Source organism: Arthrobacter sp. B0316-1-20 (genome assembly GCF_059091865.1).
The window spans coordinates 122,437-136,086 of the sequence record NZ_JBNHHC010000009.1 but is presented as its reverse complement, the minus strand read 5'-3'; the positions used below and the strand labels follow the sequence as shown (position 1 = coordinate 136,086).

At 67.7% G+C, this 13,650-nt stretch carries 17 protein-coding genes; 8 read left to right on the top strand and 9 right to left on the bottom strand.

Features of this window, described 5'->3' with window-relative positions; genetic code table 11:
* Nucleotides 1–15: 15 nt before the first annotated feature.
* Nucleotides 16–951: an NADP-dependent oxidoreductase gene (locus AC5RW2_RS16655; RefSeq protein ID WP_494074327.1), complete on the bottom strand. Its 936-nt coding sequence runs from the start codon at nt 949–951 to the stop codon at nt 16–18.
* A 170-nt stretch (nt 952–1,121) separates the two neighbouring features.
* On the opposite strand from AC5RW2_RS16655, the gene AC5RW2_RS16650 reads away from it, so the two are divergent.
* A complete protein-coding gene (locus AC5RW2_RS16650; RefSeq protein WP_494002227.1) occupies nt 1,122–1,748 on the top strand; it encodes a malonic semialdehyde reductase in 627 nt (208 codons plus the stop codon).
* A gap of 194 nt (nt 1,749–1,942) precedes the next feature.
* Here AC5RW2_RS16650 and thiD read toward each other — a convergent pair whose 3' ends face one another.
* Together thiD and AC5RW2_RS16640 are read right to left on the bottom strand one after the other, a co-directional pair.
* Nucleotides 1,943–2,776, bottom strand: a complete 834-nt coding sequence (gene thiD / locus AC5RW2_RS16645) for a bifunctional hydroxymethylpyrimidine kinase/phosphomethylpyrimidine kinase (RefSeq protein ID WP_494002228.1) — start codon at nt 2,774–2,776, stop codon at nt 1,943–1,945.
* Nucleotides 2,777–2,897: 121 nt separating this feature from the next.
* The gene (locus AC5RW2_RS16640) at nt 2,898–3,350 is read right to left on the bottom strand and encodes a hypothetical protein (protein ID WP_494002229.1); all 453 of its coding nucleotides are present in this window, start codon (nt 3,348–3,350) and stop codon (nt 2,898–2,900) included.
* Between the two features lie 199 nt (nt 3,351–3,549).
* Here AC5RW2_RS16640 and AC5RW2_RS16635 point away from each other — a divergent pair, with 199 nt between their 5' ends.
* Complete coding sequence (locus AC5RW2_RS16635) at nt 3,550–4,257, top strand: queuosine precursor transporter (protein WP_494002230.1); 708 nt, start codon at nt 3,550–3,552, stop codon at nt 4,255–4,257.
* Here the strand turns inward: AC5RW2_RS16635 and AC5RW2_RS16630 are convergent.
* Nucleotides 4,224–4,460, bottom strand: a complete 237-nt coding sequence (locus AC5RW2_RS16630) for a hypothetical protein (RefSeq protein WP_494074257.1) — start codon at nt 4,458–4,460, stop codon at nt 4,224–4,226. The genes AC5RW2_RS16635 and AC5RW2_RS16630 overlap by 34 nt on opposite strands.
* 321 nt (nt 4,461–4,781) lie before the next feature.
* Between AC5RW2_RS16630 and AC5RW2_RS16625 the strand changes: the two genes are divergently transcribed.
* The 3 genes from AC5RW2_RS16625 to AC5RW2_RS16615 all read left to right on the top strand — a co-directional run bounded on the left by AC5RW2_RS16625 (nt 4,782) and on the right by AC5RW2_RS16615 (nt 6,469).
* The gene (locus tag AC5RW2_RS16625) at nt 4,782–5,495 is read left to right on the top strand and encodes a TetR/AcrR family transcriptional regulator (RefSeq protein ID WP_494074256.1); all 714 of its coding nucleotides are present in this window, start codon (nt 4,782–4,784) and stop codon (nt 5,493–5,495) included.
* Between the two features lie 234 nt (nt 5,496–5,729).
* Nucleotides 5,730–6,155 (top strand): GNAT family N-acetyltransferase, encoded by a 426-nt coding sequence (locus AC5RW2_RS16620; protein ID WP_494074255.1) that lies wholly within the window; start codon nt 5,730–5,732, stop codon nt 6,153–6,155.
* Nucleotides 6,152–6,469, top strand: a complete 318-nt coding sequence (locus AC5RW2_RS16615) for a hypothetical protein (protein ID WP_494048889.1) — start codon at nt 6,152–6,154, stop codon at nt 6,467–6,469. The genes AC5RW2_RS16620 and AC5RW2_RS16615 overlap by 4 nt, the downstream gene beginning before the upstream one ends.
* A gap of 126 nt (nt 6,470–6,595) precedes the next feature.
* Here the strand turns inward: AC5RW2_RS16615 and tgt are convergent, their stop codons facing one another.
* Complete coding sequence (gene tgt / locus AC5RW2_RS16610) at nt 6,596–7,855, bottom strand: tRNA guanosine(34) transglycosylase Tgt (protein WP_494074254.1); 1,260 nt, start codon at nt 7,853–7,855, stop codon at nt 6,596–6,598.
* A gap of 129 nt (nt 7,856–7,984) precedes the next feature.
* Here tgt and AC5RW2_RS16605 point away from each other — a divergent pair, with 129 nt between their 5' ends.
* Entirely contained in the window at nt 7,985–9,043 is a 1,059-nt protein-coding gene (locus tag AC5RW2_RS16605) for an FUSC family protein (protein ID WP_494074253.1), read from the top strand.
* Nucleotides 9,044–9,085: 42 nt separating this feature from the next.
* On the opposite strand, the gene AC5RW2_RS16600 is transcribed toward AC5RW2_RS16605, so the two are convergent.
* On the bottom strand, nt 9,086–9,862 hold the full coding sequence (locus tag AC5RW2_RS16600; RefSeq protein ID WP_494074252.1) for an SRPBCC family protein: 777 nt from the start codon (nt 9,860–9,862) through the stop codon (nt 9,086–9,088).
* A 55-nt stretch (nt 9,863–9,917) separates the two neighbouring features.
* Entirely contained in the window at nt 9,918–10,826 is a 909-nt protein-coding gene (locus AC5RW2_RS16595) for a DUF6707 family protein (protein ID WP_494002238.1), read from the bottom strand.
* 359 nt (nt 10,827–11,185) lie between these two features.
* Between AC5RW2_RS16595 and AC5RW2_RS16590 the strand changes: the two genes are divergently transcribed.
* Nucleotides 11,186–11,437 carry a hypothetical protein gene (locus AC5RW2_RS16590; RefSeq protein WP_494074251.1) on the top strand — a complete coding sequence of 84 codons (252 nt, stop codon included), beginning with the start codon at nt 11,186–11,188 and terminating at the stop codon, nt 11,435–11,437.
* Nucleotides 11,438–11,544: 107 nt separating this feature from the next.
* Here the strand turns inward: AC5RW2_RS16590 and AC5RW2_RS16585 are convergent, their stop codons facing one another.
* Nucleotides 11,545–12,084, bottom strand: a complete 540-nt coding sequence (locus AC5RW2_RS16585) for an NUDIX hydrolase family protein (RefSeq protein ID WP_494002240.1) — start codon at nt 12,082–12,084, stop codon at nt 11,545–11,547.
* A gap of 118 nt (nt 12,085–12,202) precedes the next feature.
* Nucleotides 12,203–12,961, bottom strand: coding sequence for a VOC family protein (locus AC5RW2_RS16580; RefSeq protein WP_494074250.1), 759 nt, complete (start codon nt 12,959–12,961; stop codon nt 12,203–12,205).
* Nucleotides 12,962–13,040: 79 nt separating this feature from the next.
* Between AC5RW2_RS16580 and AC5RW2_RS16575 the strand changes: the two genes are divergently transcribed.
* Complete coding sequence (locus AC5RW2_RS16575) at nt 13,041–13,634, top strand: YdeI/OmpD-associated family protein (RefSeq protein WP_494002242.1); 594 nt, start codon at nt 13,041–13,043, stop codon at nt 13,632–13,634.
* The last annotated feature ends 16 nt before the right edge of the window (nt 13,635–13,650 follow it).

Sequence of the window (13,650 nt, the reverse complement as noted above, 5' to 3'; positions counted from 1 at the left end):
CTATCCGGCCACGTGCTAGCCGGCGTGTCCCGCAAACGGCGTCAGCACGATCTTGCCGGACGCGTGGCCCTCCTGGCTGTAGCGCATCGCGTCCGCGGCCTGATCCAGCGAAAACGTCCGGTCGATGTCCACGGTGAGCTTGCCGGAGTCGGCCAGCTCGCTCAGCCGCGCGAGTTCGGCAGCGTCCGGGCGTACCCAGATGTAGTGGCCGCCGTGCTTGCCTGCGGTCGGATCGGCGATCGACGCGTGCCGGCCGCCATTGCGCAGCACGGCCAAGGTTTCCTCCAGAACCCCTCCCGCGAAGTCCGCCACGGCGTCCGCGCCCTGCGGAGCGAGCCCGCGCACGCGGTGCACCAGTCCGTCGCCGTATTCCACCGGTTCGGCGCCGAACTCCCGCAGCCGTTGGTGGTGTTGCCTGGAGGCGGTGGCGATGACCCGGAGGCCGCGCTCGACGGCGAGCTGGATGGCGATTCGACCGACGCCGCCGGACCCGTTGTGGATCAGGATTGTCTCGCCGGTTGACGGGGCCAAGGCGTCCAGGGTCCGCTGTGCTGTCATGCCGGTGAGCGGCAGCCCGGCGGCCTGTTCCCAGCCCAGCGATTCCGGCTTGCGCGCCACCATGGATACCGGCAGCGCCACGAACTCCGCGTACGTTCCGCCGCTCACGGTGTCCCGGCGGCCGTAGGCATAGACTTCGTCGCCGGGAGCGTATTCGGGCGTATCCGGTCCCACCTCCTCGACGACTCCGGCCACGTCCCATCCGGGAATCACCGGGAAGTGCACGTCCAGCATCGAGTCCAGTCCGCCGGCCATCACTTTCCAGTCCACCGGGTTCACGCTGGCCGCTTTGACCCGGATGAGCACCGCACCCGGTGCCACCTTTGGCCGCCGAACCTCCGACTGCTCCAGGACCTCCGGCCCGCCGTACCGCGAGTAGGTCATGGCCTGCATGGTCTTAACCAACGAATGCCGCCTTCCTGTTTTCGCTCCACCCTAGCGGCGGGTTGCAAGCCTTGCCTATGCCAGAGGGCCGCGTAACGAACCTCACAGGCCCGCAGGAAATTCCGGCATGGAGGGGCGGTGTTCAACCCTGTAGACCCATCCCGCAACTAAGGAGTCACATGAGCGTCGAAACCGTTGACGTCAGCCTCGAGAACGAACTGGCCGTGGACCGCGAGGCCGCGAACCAGCTGTTCCTGGAAGCCCGCACCGCGAACACCTTCTCCGCCGAGCCGGTCTCGGACGAGCAGCTCGCCGCCATCTATGAGCTGGCCAAGATGGGCCCGACCATGATGAACAACCAGCCGCTGCGCATCACCTGGGTCCGGTCCGCCGAGGCCCGCGAGAAGCTGGGCGCCCGCATGGCGGAGGGCAACCGCGCCAAGACGCTGACGGCTCCGATGGTCGCCGTGCTCAGCTACGACGCCGACTGGCACGAGCACTTCGAGACGTTCTTCCCGCACGCTCCCGAGCGCAAGGCAATGTTCGACGACAACGCCGAAATGCGCGCCGAGGTCGCCAAGAACAACGCGTGGCTGCAGGCCGGTTACTTCATCATGGCCGTCCGCGCCGTGGGCCTGCACGCCGGCCCGATGGGCGCGTTCGACGCCGCCGGCATCGACGAGGACTTCAACGCCGGAACCTCCCACCGCACGTTCATGGTGGTCAACATCGGCACCCCGGGCGAGAACCCCTGGTTCCCGCGGCTGCCCCGCCTGGACGCGGAAATCGCCGTGCAGACGGTCTGATTCCGTCAAACCGCTGACGACGGCGGTGCCCACCCACCGGGGGCTCGCTAGCTTCCCGGGGGAGGGCGCCGCCGTCGGCGTTTAAGGGTGGCGGGCGAGGGCCGCCACCGGAAGGACAGCCAGGACAGCACAGTGCCTGCCGGTCATGAAAGCGCGCGCCCCGCCGGACAGGGCGCCACGGCGTCGCCGGCCGGTCAGGACAGCGCGGCGCCGCCCTGCCAGAGTGCGTCGAACGGGGCGTGGGAGGAAACCCGCGCCTTGATGCCCTCGGTGACGAAGTGCTTGGCGGTCTTGGCCGCCTGCAGCGGGGTGGCACCCTTGGCGAGTTCGGCGGTCACCGCGGCGGCCAGCGAGCAGCCGGCGCCGGAGACGGCCACCTCGCCGACCTTCGGCGCGGAGAGCACTTCGAGGGTTTCGCCGTCATAGAAGACGTCCACCGCGTCCGGGCCGGCCAGTCGCACGCCGCCCTTGGCCAGCACCGCGGCGCCGGAGGCCTCGTGGATGATCTTGGCGGCCCGTTTCAGGTCCTCGACGTCGTTGATCGTGATCCCGGAGAGGGATTCGGCCTCGAAGTGGTTCGGGGTGACGAAGGTGGCCAGCGGCAACACCTGGGCCTTGAGCGCCTGGTCGGTGTCCAGCGCGTGACCGGGTTCCTGCCCCTTGCAGATCAGTACCGGGTCCAGCACGATGTTGTCCCATTCCTGGTTCTGCAGCGCCGCCGCGACCGTGTCGATGGTCGCGGGCGAGCCGAGCATGCCCAGCTTGACCGTCTTCAGCGAACCTTCATAGCAGGTTTGGATCGCCTCCAGCTGATCGGCGATGACGCCGGCGTCCACCGGGACGAAACGGTGGTTCCAGTTGTCCTGGGGATTGAAGGACACAATGCAGGTCAGGGCGGTGATGCCGTAGGTGCCCAAAGCCTGGAAGGTCTTCAGGTCGGCCTGGGCTCCCGCGCCTCCGGTGGCTTCGGAGCCGGCGATGGTCAGCGTGATGGCGGGCCGGTTGGTTTCGGTGATGGAAACAGACATGCGGCTATTTTCCACTGACACACCCTCCCGCTCCTAATGACGACGACGGCGGTGCCCACCGCCCGGCGACTGCGCGGTGGCCATCCGCTGAGCCGGCTGCCGCACTCAAGCGCACGCCGGCTCAGCGGATGTCCACCATCCGCCATACGCTAAACCGGCCGATTGCCGCGGCCAGCCCGATCAGCGCTGCCAGTTCCAGCGTGCCAAGCGGGTCGCCGCTGGAGAGCGAGACCAGGATCAGAAAAGAAGCAGCCGTCATGACCGCGAAGAACGCCAGCACGTGCAGCCATTGGTTAGCCACCGGCCGGAGCAACATGCCCAGCACGAAGGCGATGGGTGCACCGATGACCAGCCCGATGCCGCCGGCGTACAACCCGACGACCAGCGCCAGGAGCGCGGCCGACGCGAATTGGTGCCAGCTGAGCGGGCCGCCGGCCAGGGTGAGCAGCAGGGCGCCCAGCGCGAATACGGAGACGGCCACGAGGAATCCGACTACGAAGGCCCCGAACCCGAACGTCACCCGGTGGCGCGGGTTGTCGTCCTCGAAGTCGTCGGGTTCGGGCTCCTCACTCATACAGCCAGAATAGGACGGCGGCGCCGTGAAGCAGTCGGGCATCGCAGGTGCCGGAGCGCGCAGCCCCGCGCGCATGGGAGAATGGTAGGCGGTCCGGGTGGCAGACGGACCCCTAGTGCTAATACAGCGGACGTTTCTTCAGGTCACCGTGAGGTGCGAAACGTTGCGCGAACCACTACTACGAGGGTGAACACCACTGATGACTGAACTGAAATCCCGCACGCCTGCCCGCTTTGCCTCGATCGGCAGCCCCTACTTCGGCGTCATGCTTGCCGTAATGGCGGTGGTCCTGATCCTGTCCAACATCGGCGCCTCCAAGGGCGTGGCCCTGGGCCCGATCATTACTGACGGCGGATTTTTCCTGTTCCCGCTGGCGTACATTCTGGGCGACGTGATCAGCGAGGTCTACGGCTTCAAGGTGGCGCGGAAAGCCATCCTCACCACCTTCGCGCTGTCGGTCTTCGCCTCGCTGTGCTACTGGGTGATCATCGCGCTGCCGGGCTTTGACGACGAGTTCGGGCAGATGAAACAAGAGGCACTTGAGGGTGCGCTCGGCCCGGTGCCGCTGATCGTGCTGGCCAGCCTCCTGGGCTTCCTCGTGGGGCAGACGCTGAATTCCTGGGTGCTGGTGCGCATGAAGGAGCGCTGGGGCGAACGCCGGTTGTGGGCGCGACTGATGGGTTCGACAGGTGTGGGCGAGTTCGCGGACACGCTCATCTTCTGTTCCATCGCGGCCTCGGTGATCGGCATCGGCGATGTCCCCACGTTCATTAACTACGTGGTCGTCGGCTTCGTCTACAAGACAGCGGTGGAATTCCTCTTCGTTCCCGTCACGACCGCCGTCATCGGGCGGGTGAAGAAGCGCGAACCGTCCTACAGTGCGGCGCCTTCTTCGTCCGCCGGCTGATCCTCGGCGGCGAGCGCCGGGACGCGTTCACTGAGCTCCGTCGGCGACAGGTTCGCTGCCCCGCTGATCTCCTCCGGGGCAGCTCCGGCCTTCAGCGCTTCGTCGATAGCGGTGTCCAGGATCGTCTCCGCCTGGTCCATTTCGCCCTGCAGGGTTTCCACCGCTGCCGATGCGGTCCAGACCTGTTTCAAGTGCTCATCCATTGCTCTACTTCCTATCTTGCCGAGGGACTAATCCCGCCCGCAGGGCATGTCGGCATTGGTGGTGCGGAGTCCGGGGCCCGGAAGCCCCAGCTTACAATGTAAGGCCTGAGGAAATCGAGCCCCGCCGCCGATTTTGCGGCGTCTCCTGCCCAAAACTTTTCATACTTTGGCCAACGGCGGCAAAACCGCGGGTTACCGCGGAAAATCACGTACTTTCGGTACCGAATTAACCGGCTGCCGAGGGGGCTCCGGCCGGTCGGCGGGAGGACAGGGCGGAGCCCGGCGCGTAGGCTGGGGCGCGAATGCAGGAGGGAGCGGTCAATGGTCGAACCCGAAACATCTTCGACGGCTGATGCGGGCCATGGCGGCCACGACAGGCAGCGACTGGATCGACAGCGGATCCTGGAGGCGGGCGCGGCGTTCATCGAGCAGCACGGGGTCCGCCAGTTAAGCATGCGGCGGCTCGGCGCGGAGCTGGATGTCGAAGCCATGTCGCTTTACCGCTACGTCCCGTCGCGGGAGCATCTGCTCGACGGCATCGTGGAGATAGTGGTCGATGAGCTGTACAGCGACCCGGAAGTGTATGTAGAACCCCGCCACGGGTGGCAGGACTACCTGTTGCGGCTGGCCCACGGGCTGCGGCGGCTTGCGGTCAAGCATCCCGAGGTGTTCCCGCTGATCGCCACGCGCCCGACGGAGGCCCCCTGGGTCCAGCCGCCCTTGCGCAGCCTCAAGTGGGTGGAGTCGTTCCTCAAGGCCATGACCGGCGCGGGCTTCAGCAATGAGCAGGCGGTGGAGGCCTACCGGGCCTTCAGCAGTTTCCTTATTGGCCACTTGCTGCTGGAGGTGGCCGCGCTCGGTGCCGACATAGGGCCGGTCGAGGAGGGCACGCCACCGCCGCCCGGCCAAACCGATCTCACCAGCTATCCGCTGCTGCAGAAACTGCAGGGCCTACTTTCCCAAGACCGCGCCAAGCAGGAATTCGAAGCCTCGCTGGATTGGCTGCTCGAGCGCCTGGACAGCCAGCTTTCCTGAGCGCGGATACGATCCACGCCGTGCCGCGGCGGCGCTTCCGCCGTCGTACGTTATTGCGTCCGTAGTAAGGCAAATTAGCTGTGCCGTTTTGCAGATTGATAATAAGCATGCTTTGCTTACATCGTAAGCATGATTACCGTTCGGTCCGGCAGCGCCGGGTCTGAGGTTCCTAGCCAGGGGAGGCGGTCGCTTCACGGCCGCACCTCCGGTTGGAGACGCTAAGTGAGGAGAGGCATGCAGGTCATACGCAACAACTACGACGCATCACGCTTCGACGCCTATGTAGACGGAGAAGTAGCGGCGTCGCTGCAGTACAAGATCCAAGACGGTGAGATGTGGCTCCTCCAGATTGACGAAGACCGTTGGCACCACGGGCTCGGCCTGGCCGACGCATTGGTGCGCCGGGCACTCGTTGAAGCGCATCGCCGCCGCCTGCGGGTACTGCCGTTCTGCCAGGAAGCCAGGCAGCAAGTCTTTAACCATCCGGTGTTCCTCCGGCTGGTACCGCAGGAACAGCGCAACCGGTTCCAGAAGTCGTGGGCCTTGGAGGGCAAGTCCGGCCGTCGCCGGCGGCGGGCTTCCACCGCTGTGGCCCGGAATTCCACCGCGCCGAAGGCAGCGGCGCGAAATTCCACCGCGCCGAAGGCAGCGGCCCGATGAGTGGCAAACTCAAGGTCACGGTCCGGGTCGACTTGGAGTGCTCGGCCGCGCACATTGACGTACGCGGGCGCGTCGACGAGCGGAACGTTTTGGCCGTCTACTCATTGGCCAAGCGGGCCAACTCGCTGGCCGCAGGACTTCAGATAACCATTGACCTGCAGAATGCCTCCGTGGACGGGGCAGTCCTGGCACACCTCCAAGGATGCGCGGAGGCCGGAACACTGCCCGCACACGCCGATCCCGGGCAGTCCGACTGCCGACTGAGGATTCTGGCTCCGGCCACCGAGCTCTCCGACGTGGCGCTGGCCGCCTGATACCGGCCCGCACCAAGACACGGAAGGCCGCCGTCGTTCTCACGGAAACGACGGCGGCCTTCCGCCCGCCCGGACCTTGGCCCGCCTTCGGCCTGCCGAAACCCTGTTCCGGGCCGCGCCGGTAGATCAGGCGTAGTAGCGGCCGAGCACCTCGGCCTTGAAGTCAAAGAAGGAACCGTCGTCGATGGCCAGCCGCGCGTCGTCGACCAGTTTTACGGTGAAGCGCTCATTGTGGATGGAGATCAGCGTGTGGCTGACCATCTCGTTTGCCTTGTACAGGTGGTGGATATAGGCGCGCGTGTAGTTCGCGCAGGTGTAGCAGTCGCAGCCGTCCACCAACGGGCTGAAGTCCATTTTGAACCGGCGGTTGGACAGGTTTTTGCGGCCGTCGGGCGTGTAGAACGCGGAATTGCGCGCCACCCGTGTGGGGGAGACACAGTCGAAGGTGTCGGCGCCGTTCTCTATCGCGGTGAAGATGTCGTCCGGTTCCGAGATACCCAGCAGGTGGCGGGGCTTGTCCTCGGGCAGCTCCTCGGTGCACCAACGCACGATCGTGCCCAGGTTCTCCTTCTCCAGCGCGCCGCCGATGCCGAAGCCATCGAAGTTCATTGCTCCAAGGTCGCGGCAGGCCTTGCGGCGCAGGTCTTCATACTGGGCGCCCTGAATCACCCCGAAGAGTGCCTGGTACGGCCGGTGGGAGCGCTCCTCGGTGAGCCGCTCGTGCTCGGTCACGCACCGCTCGGCCCACCGCCGCGTCCGTTCCAGCGACTCCTCCTGGTAGCCGCGCGAATTCATCAGCGTGGTCAGCTCGTCGAAGGCGAACATGATGTCCGCCCCGAGCTGGTGCTGCACCTGCATGGAGATCTCCGGCGTGAAGCGGTGCCTGTCGCCGTTCAGATGCGACTTGAACCAGACGCCGTCGTCGTGCACATGGGCCAGGCGTTCCTTGCCGGGTGCCACCCGGTCGTCGGAGCCGCTGCCGGCCGCGGCCGCGTCCATGCTGATGACTTTCTTAAAGCCGGAGCCCAGGCTCATCACCTGGAAGCCGCCGGAATCGGTGAAGGTGGGCCCGTCCCAATTCATGAACCTGCCCAGCCCGCCGGCCGCATCGAGCACCGCCGCCCCGGGCTGCAGGTACAGGTGGTACGCGTTGGCCAGCAGGGCCTGCGCGCCGAGCTCCTTCATCGACTCGGGGAGGACGGCCTTGACCGTGGCCTTGGTGCCGACGGCGATGAAGGCGGGGGTCTGTATCTCTCCGTGCGGCGTGGTGATGGTTCCGGTCCGGCCCTGGAACGCGCCCCCGTTGTCTTCTACCTGGGCGGGGGCGGGGCTGGCGGTGTCGGACAGGCGGCTGCCGACGCGAAAGGAAAAATCAGACTGGGGCACCCCACCATTTTGCCTTACCGGGCGGCGGCCGGACTCCGGGGCACTGGGTGCGTGGGCGGTGCGTGCGTGGCTGCGCCCAATGAAAGACGGGAGCAAGGTAGCTACAGTAGGCAACCGAAGGGCGGCAAAATGCTGAAGCAGCAGGTACGCGAGTTCTTCCGGGTTGGTCCGGCGCGCCAAGACCATATTGTTGCCACGCGTTGCGGTCTCAGCGTGGGCCTGCCCTTGCTTGCCCTGCTGGCGTTTGGCCGGTTTGACCTGATGGTCTTCGCCGCCTTCGGCGCCTTCACGGGGATCTACGGCCGCGGCGAAGCACACGGCTCCAGGCTGCGGCATCAAGGCCAGTTTGGCGTCCTAATCCTCTTGGTCATGTTCCTCGGCGCGCTCACTGCCCGGGCCGGCCCCGGGCCCTGGGGGATCGTGTTCGGCACCACCGTGGTAGCCGGGTCGTGCTCCCTGGCAGTCAACTACCTCCGGCTGCGGCCGGCCGGGGTCATCTTCTTCACCTTCGGTTATGCCGCCATCGGCTCGATTCCGCCGACGGCGCCGTTGTGGCAGGCGATGCTGACCGGACTGGTGAGCGTGGTGCTGGCCATGCTGATCGGGATCAGCAGCCGGTTGGTGCCGTCCTGGCGGACGTCCATGGCCGCGCCGCCGAAACAGGAACTGACCGCCGCACACTGGCGGGAATTCGCGGTGGAGGCCGGCGCGAATGCCGTCGCGGCGCTCGCGGCCGGGACGCTCGCCACCATGGTGGGTCTGGGGCACAACTACTGGGCGATGGTGGCCGCGGTGGCCCCGATCGCCGGCCCCAGCCTGGTCCAGCGGGTGAACAAGGGCGTGCACCGCATCCTGGGCACCTTTGCGGGCGTGGCGGTTGCCGGGGTGCTGCTGGCCCCGCACCCGGCGCCGTGGGTGCTGGTGCTGATGGTGGTGGCGCTGCAGTTCGCGGCCGAGATGTTCGTGCTGCGCCACTATGCCCTCGCGCTGATCTTCATCACGCCGCTGGCCCTGATCATGACCGAGCTCGCTGCCCCCACGGATCCTCAGGAGCTGATGGTGGACCGGGCTTTGCAGACCGCGATCGGTGCGCTGGTAGGGCTCAGCCTGGTGTACCTGATGCACCAGCGCACCGTGCGCATGAAGAACCGGCGGCGCTTCCAACGCAAGCACCGCGGCGAGGGATGAGCGGGGTTCGCCCGCCCGCCCTTCGGACTGCTGCGGTGTGGTCTATTCGGCGACCGGCCCGGCGGTGCTGCCGAGCACCAGCGGGTCGGCGACGGGCAGCGCGCTGCTGCGCCAGCCGTCCCAGGCTTTCCGGATTTCGGCGAGCCGGCGGGCACCAAGGCCGTAACAGCTGATCAGCACCTGGCAGCCGCCCTCCGGCCGGCCCTCCGGATGCGGCGGCGTGGTCGCAAGAATCAGGAGGCCGCCGCCATGGTCGGCGTATGAATCCACCGTCAGCCCGAGCTGGCGCTCCGACCGGAACCACACCTTGCCGGAGAGAGCCTCACCGGTGGACAGCGTGGCGGAGTACGGCTCGTCCGGCTCCGGCAGGTTGTCGAGTCCCAGGCTGGCGAGCAGGCCGCCGGGCGGCAGCGAGTCGGCGCCGAGGTACGTGGTCTGGCGTGGGTCGTTGGGGTGCCGCTCCAGGGCGAACCGCAGCTGCTGCAGGAAGGTCAGCCAGCCTTCGGTGACGTCCTCCCACCACTCGTCGGACTTCTCGCCGGACTCCCGGCCGCGCTCGAGGCTCAGCTGGACGCCGTCGCCCACCGGCTTCAGGATAAAGGCATCGCCGTCGCTCAGCCTGAGTTGTTTGTGGTCTTCGGATTCGGTGGCACCGGTGAAGTAGATCTCGCGGATCTCCTCGTCCAGGCCCTTCATGTCCCAGCCGTGCCACTGTGCAATGGACCTGGGCTCGCGCAGCATGACCCAGACCTGGCGGGCGTCCGCATTAATGTGGACGCTCAGGGGACCGGTCGCCGGTGTAACGCCGCTATCCGTCATGCGGCCGACTCTACCCGCGGGGCCGCAGGGGTGGCCAGAGTCGGGCGGAACGGGCCTAGGAGTTCCGCTGCTGGGCGTCCAGTGCGCGGATCGCCACCAGCTCGTTGCTGATCCGGCGGTCCAACTCGACCGGCTCCAGGGTCTCCGATCCGCCGTGCGTGCGCAGGTACAACAATGAGCTCAAGCGCAGTTCGCGCCACTCACGCTCCACGTCGCGGTCGGCGGCGGCCATGGCGCGGTGGATTTCCTTGTCGTAGAGGTTCGGCTCGTTCAGCTGGCGCTGGCGGACCTCCGCGTTGACCTTCGCGCGGAACGGGTCCTCGTCGGCGTCGTCGGGGGTGCGCAGCGCCTCGGCCAGCCTCCGGGCTTCCTGCTGGTCCTCCTCGTCGCCGGACTCGCGCAGCATGTAGGCGGCCATGGCCATCGCCGACTGAATCCATTTCCACCGGCCGAAGTTCCCGTCGAACGGCTGGTCGATGATCAGCCGGCAGACCGTGAGTGCGCGTTCGCGATCGTCCAGCTCCACGAACAGGATATGGGCCAGGTCCCGCACGTCCTGCAGGTGGCTGCCGGCCTTGGTGTTGAGGCCCCGGCTCAGGCGTGCGGCCAGCCGCTGCACCCGGGCATTGCGTGCGTGTGCCCGCGCCACCTCGACCACCACCGCCTCGGGAGTGCCTTCCTCGGCCGGGATCAGTTCCAGTTCAGCCAGCGCCAGCGCGCCGGGCAGCGGCGCGGGCCGGCGGGAGGAAGCCACACGGATGCGCGAGCCATGGGCAATGCGCACCTTGCTGCCGTCTTCCAGCGTGGCCACCACCAGCGCCGGCGTGCCGAAATCGTCGGGTACGACGGCGGTGCTTGCCACCGGCGCCGAGTGCTCGCCGGAGCGGGTCAGGAACCGGGCGCCCGCGGCCACGGCCTCGGCCTTGACATGGTGAATGTATGTCTCGGCCTGCTGTTCCGTCATGGGTAAATCCTTAGTCACGCTCGCGATCGTCTGAACAGTATATGAATTCGTTATCTTTTCCGGGGGAGGTGCGGCCCGGTGTCCGGCCCGCCGTCCTGATGAAACGATGGATTGTGAGCGGCCTCTCGCGCGGTGCAAATCCTGGGAATAGGGACGGTGCGCCCGGGCGTTGATCTCGGCACCGGAGACCGCGGGCCCAAAAAATCGGTGTCCGGCTCGGGATCGAGGACCAAAGATGACCGCGATCGCCGATAGCGTCAAGACATCGAAGTTCCCGCCGGAACCGTACCTCGTCGGTTGTTCCGACGAAGCACCTCACGCACAGCAGCCCTACATCCTTGTGAAAGCTGAATCCAGCCATGACCATCATTCTTGCCCCGGAGGCCCGCCTTGGCGAAGCGCCGACACACGCCCCCGTGTACCCCGAGCAGTTCCGCAGCAGGAGCCGTTTGACCGTGCTGCTGCATGCCGCCGGCGCGGCCCTGACGGATCTGGCCAACCGCCGCAGCCAGCGGCCGGTCCAGCTGAAGCGGCTGAGCTACCAGGACCAGCACCGGGAGGAGTCCCGGGACCTCGCCGCCCAGATGTACGTCTGGATGCTGCCGAAGTAGCCGGGCGGTCAAGCCGCCGGCACTCGGCGGGAGGCCTGCGCCGGCACTCGGCCGCGGTCAGCCCGCCGACCCACCGGGCGGTAAGCCCTCCGACATCCGGGCGGCGGTCAGCGGCACCAGCCCGCGTGAGCCAAGGCCTGGCGCAGCAGGTTGCCGCGGCCGCCGATGAATTCGGACTGGACCGCCTGGCTCAGCGCATCTTCCGGCGTCATCCAGCTCAGTTCCAGGGCGTCCTGGCGCGGGTTGCATTCCCCGGTGACCGGGATGACGTAGGCCAGGGCCACGGCATGCTGCCGGTCATCGGTCAGCCCGGTCTCGGACGGCGAGGGGAAGTATTCCGCCACCGTGAAAGGCACCGGGCTGGCCGGCAGTTGCGGCAGGGCCAGCGGGCCGAGGTCCTTCTCCAGATGGCGCAAGAGGGCGGCCCGGACCGTCTCGCGGTACATGACCCGGCCGGAGACGAACGTGCGCACCATCTCGCCTTCGTCCGAAGCCTGCAGCAGCAGGCCGATCTCCGTGACATATCCCAGCGAGTCCAGCCGCACCGGCACCGCCTCTACGTAAAGCATCGGCAGGCGTTGCCGCGCCTCGTGCAGGTCCTCGTGGGACAGCCAGCCGGGATACGGGTCGGGAGTACGTACGCTCATGTACTTGTTCTACCGCACCCCTGCGACGCCAGTCACGCCGGCCGCCCCGCCGGCGCGTCCGTTCCAGTGCAGCCCAGCCACGGCCGGACCCGCCAGAACCGCGGAACCGCTGGTCCCGTCAGGGCCAAAGCGTCGGCGGCAGCGGGTGGTCTCCAGTCGAACCGTTTCGCGGGGCGCTGAACCGCAGGTACCCTCCGCTGGCCTGGTTCGCGCCGTCAGGATGCTCCACCAGTAGGACCACCCGGCCGGCCTCGTCCGCCCGGGAGCAGTCGTAACCGGCCGTGGCGAGGCGCTCCCGTAAGGCGCACAGGTCGCCGTCGTACTCAAAGGCCAGCCCAAGATGCTCCGTATCGCCTGGCTGTACCTCGACCAGCCCGCCGTTCTTCGCCGCGAAGACCACGCAGGTGCCGTCGCCGCTGAACCGGGGGCGCGCGCCGATTCCGCGGAGGGTGGCCGCAGCACCGGATACGTCCGGCGTCACCCAGACCGGCATGACGGCCAGCGCCGGATCGGGCGGGTTGTGCCCGGCGTCGTGCCCGAACGACGGCGCGGCGGCCCGTGCCAGGAAGCTGAGGCCCGAGGGTGCGGTGATCCGCGCGGACCGGCCGTCGCCGGCCTCCTCGATCCCCGCCAACGTGCCGTCGGCCACGGTGCGGCGGACAAACTCGTCGAGGTCGCGGACCTCGAAGCCCAGTTCCACGCGGCCGTCCGCGGCGTCGCCGGGATCGGCCGGGCGCAGGTCCAACCGCCCCGAGCCGGCGGCGAACTCATGCCAGGCACCGCCGCCGTGGGCCACGCAGGCCAGCCCCGCCGCGGTCAACAAGTCCCGCCACGGCCCGATGCGGGAGGTGGACAATACGGGACGGACGCGCAGCATCTGGGTTCCTCCTTGGGCCGGCACGGGACGATACCCCAAAACACTAGACGCCGCGGCCCTGCCGTGCTGCCATGAGGGCATGGCCGTTGAGCTTCCGGAGTTGCTGGTGCCAGACGCCGCCGCATGGCGGGCCTGGTTGGAGGAAAACCATGCCTCGTCGGCCGGCGTGTGGCTGATCCTGGGCAAGAAGGGCGGCACGGTCACAGCCTTGGATTATGCCGCCGCCCTGGACGAGGCGTTGTGTTTCGGCTGGATCGACGGGCAAGGCAAGCGGCGCGACGCGGAAAGCACCCTCCAACGCTTCACCCCGCGGACGAAGCGCAGCATCTGGTCGCTGCGGAACGTCGGGCACATCGAGCGGCTGGAGCAGGCCGGGAAGATGCACGAGGCCGGCCGGGCTGCAGTGGCCGCGGCGCAGGCCGACGGCCGCTGGGAGAAGGCCTACGCCGGGCCCGCCACGGCCGAGGTGCCCGAAGACCTGGCCGCGGCGATCGCCGCCGTCCCGGAAGCGCAGGCGATGTTCGAGGTGCTCACCTCGCAGAACCGCTTCGCGCTGATCCACCGGCTGGCCCAGCTGAAGACCGATGCCGCCCGGCAGCGCAAGATCGCCGGCTTCGTGGAGATGCTGGCCCGGCAGGAAACACCGTATCCGCAGCAGAAGAAGCCGTCCTGACGGCCGGCCGAAGACC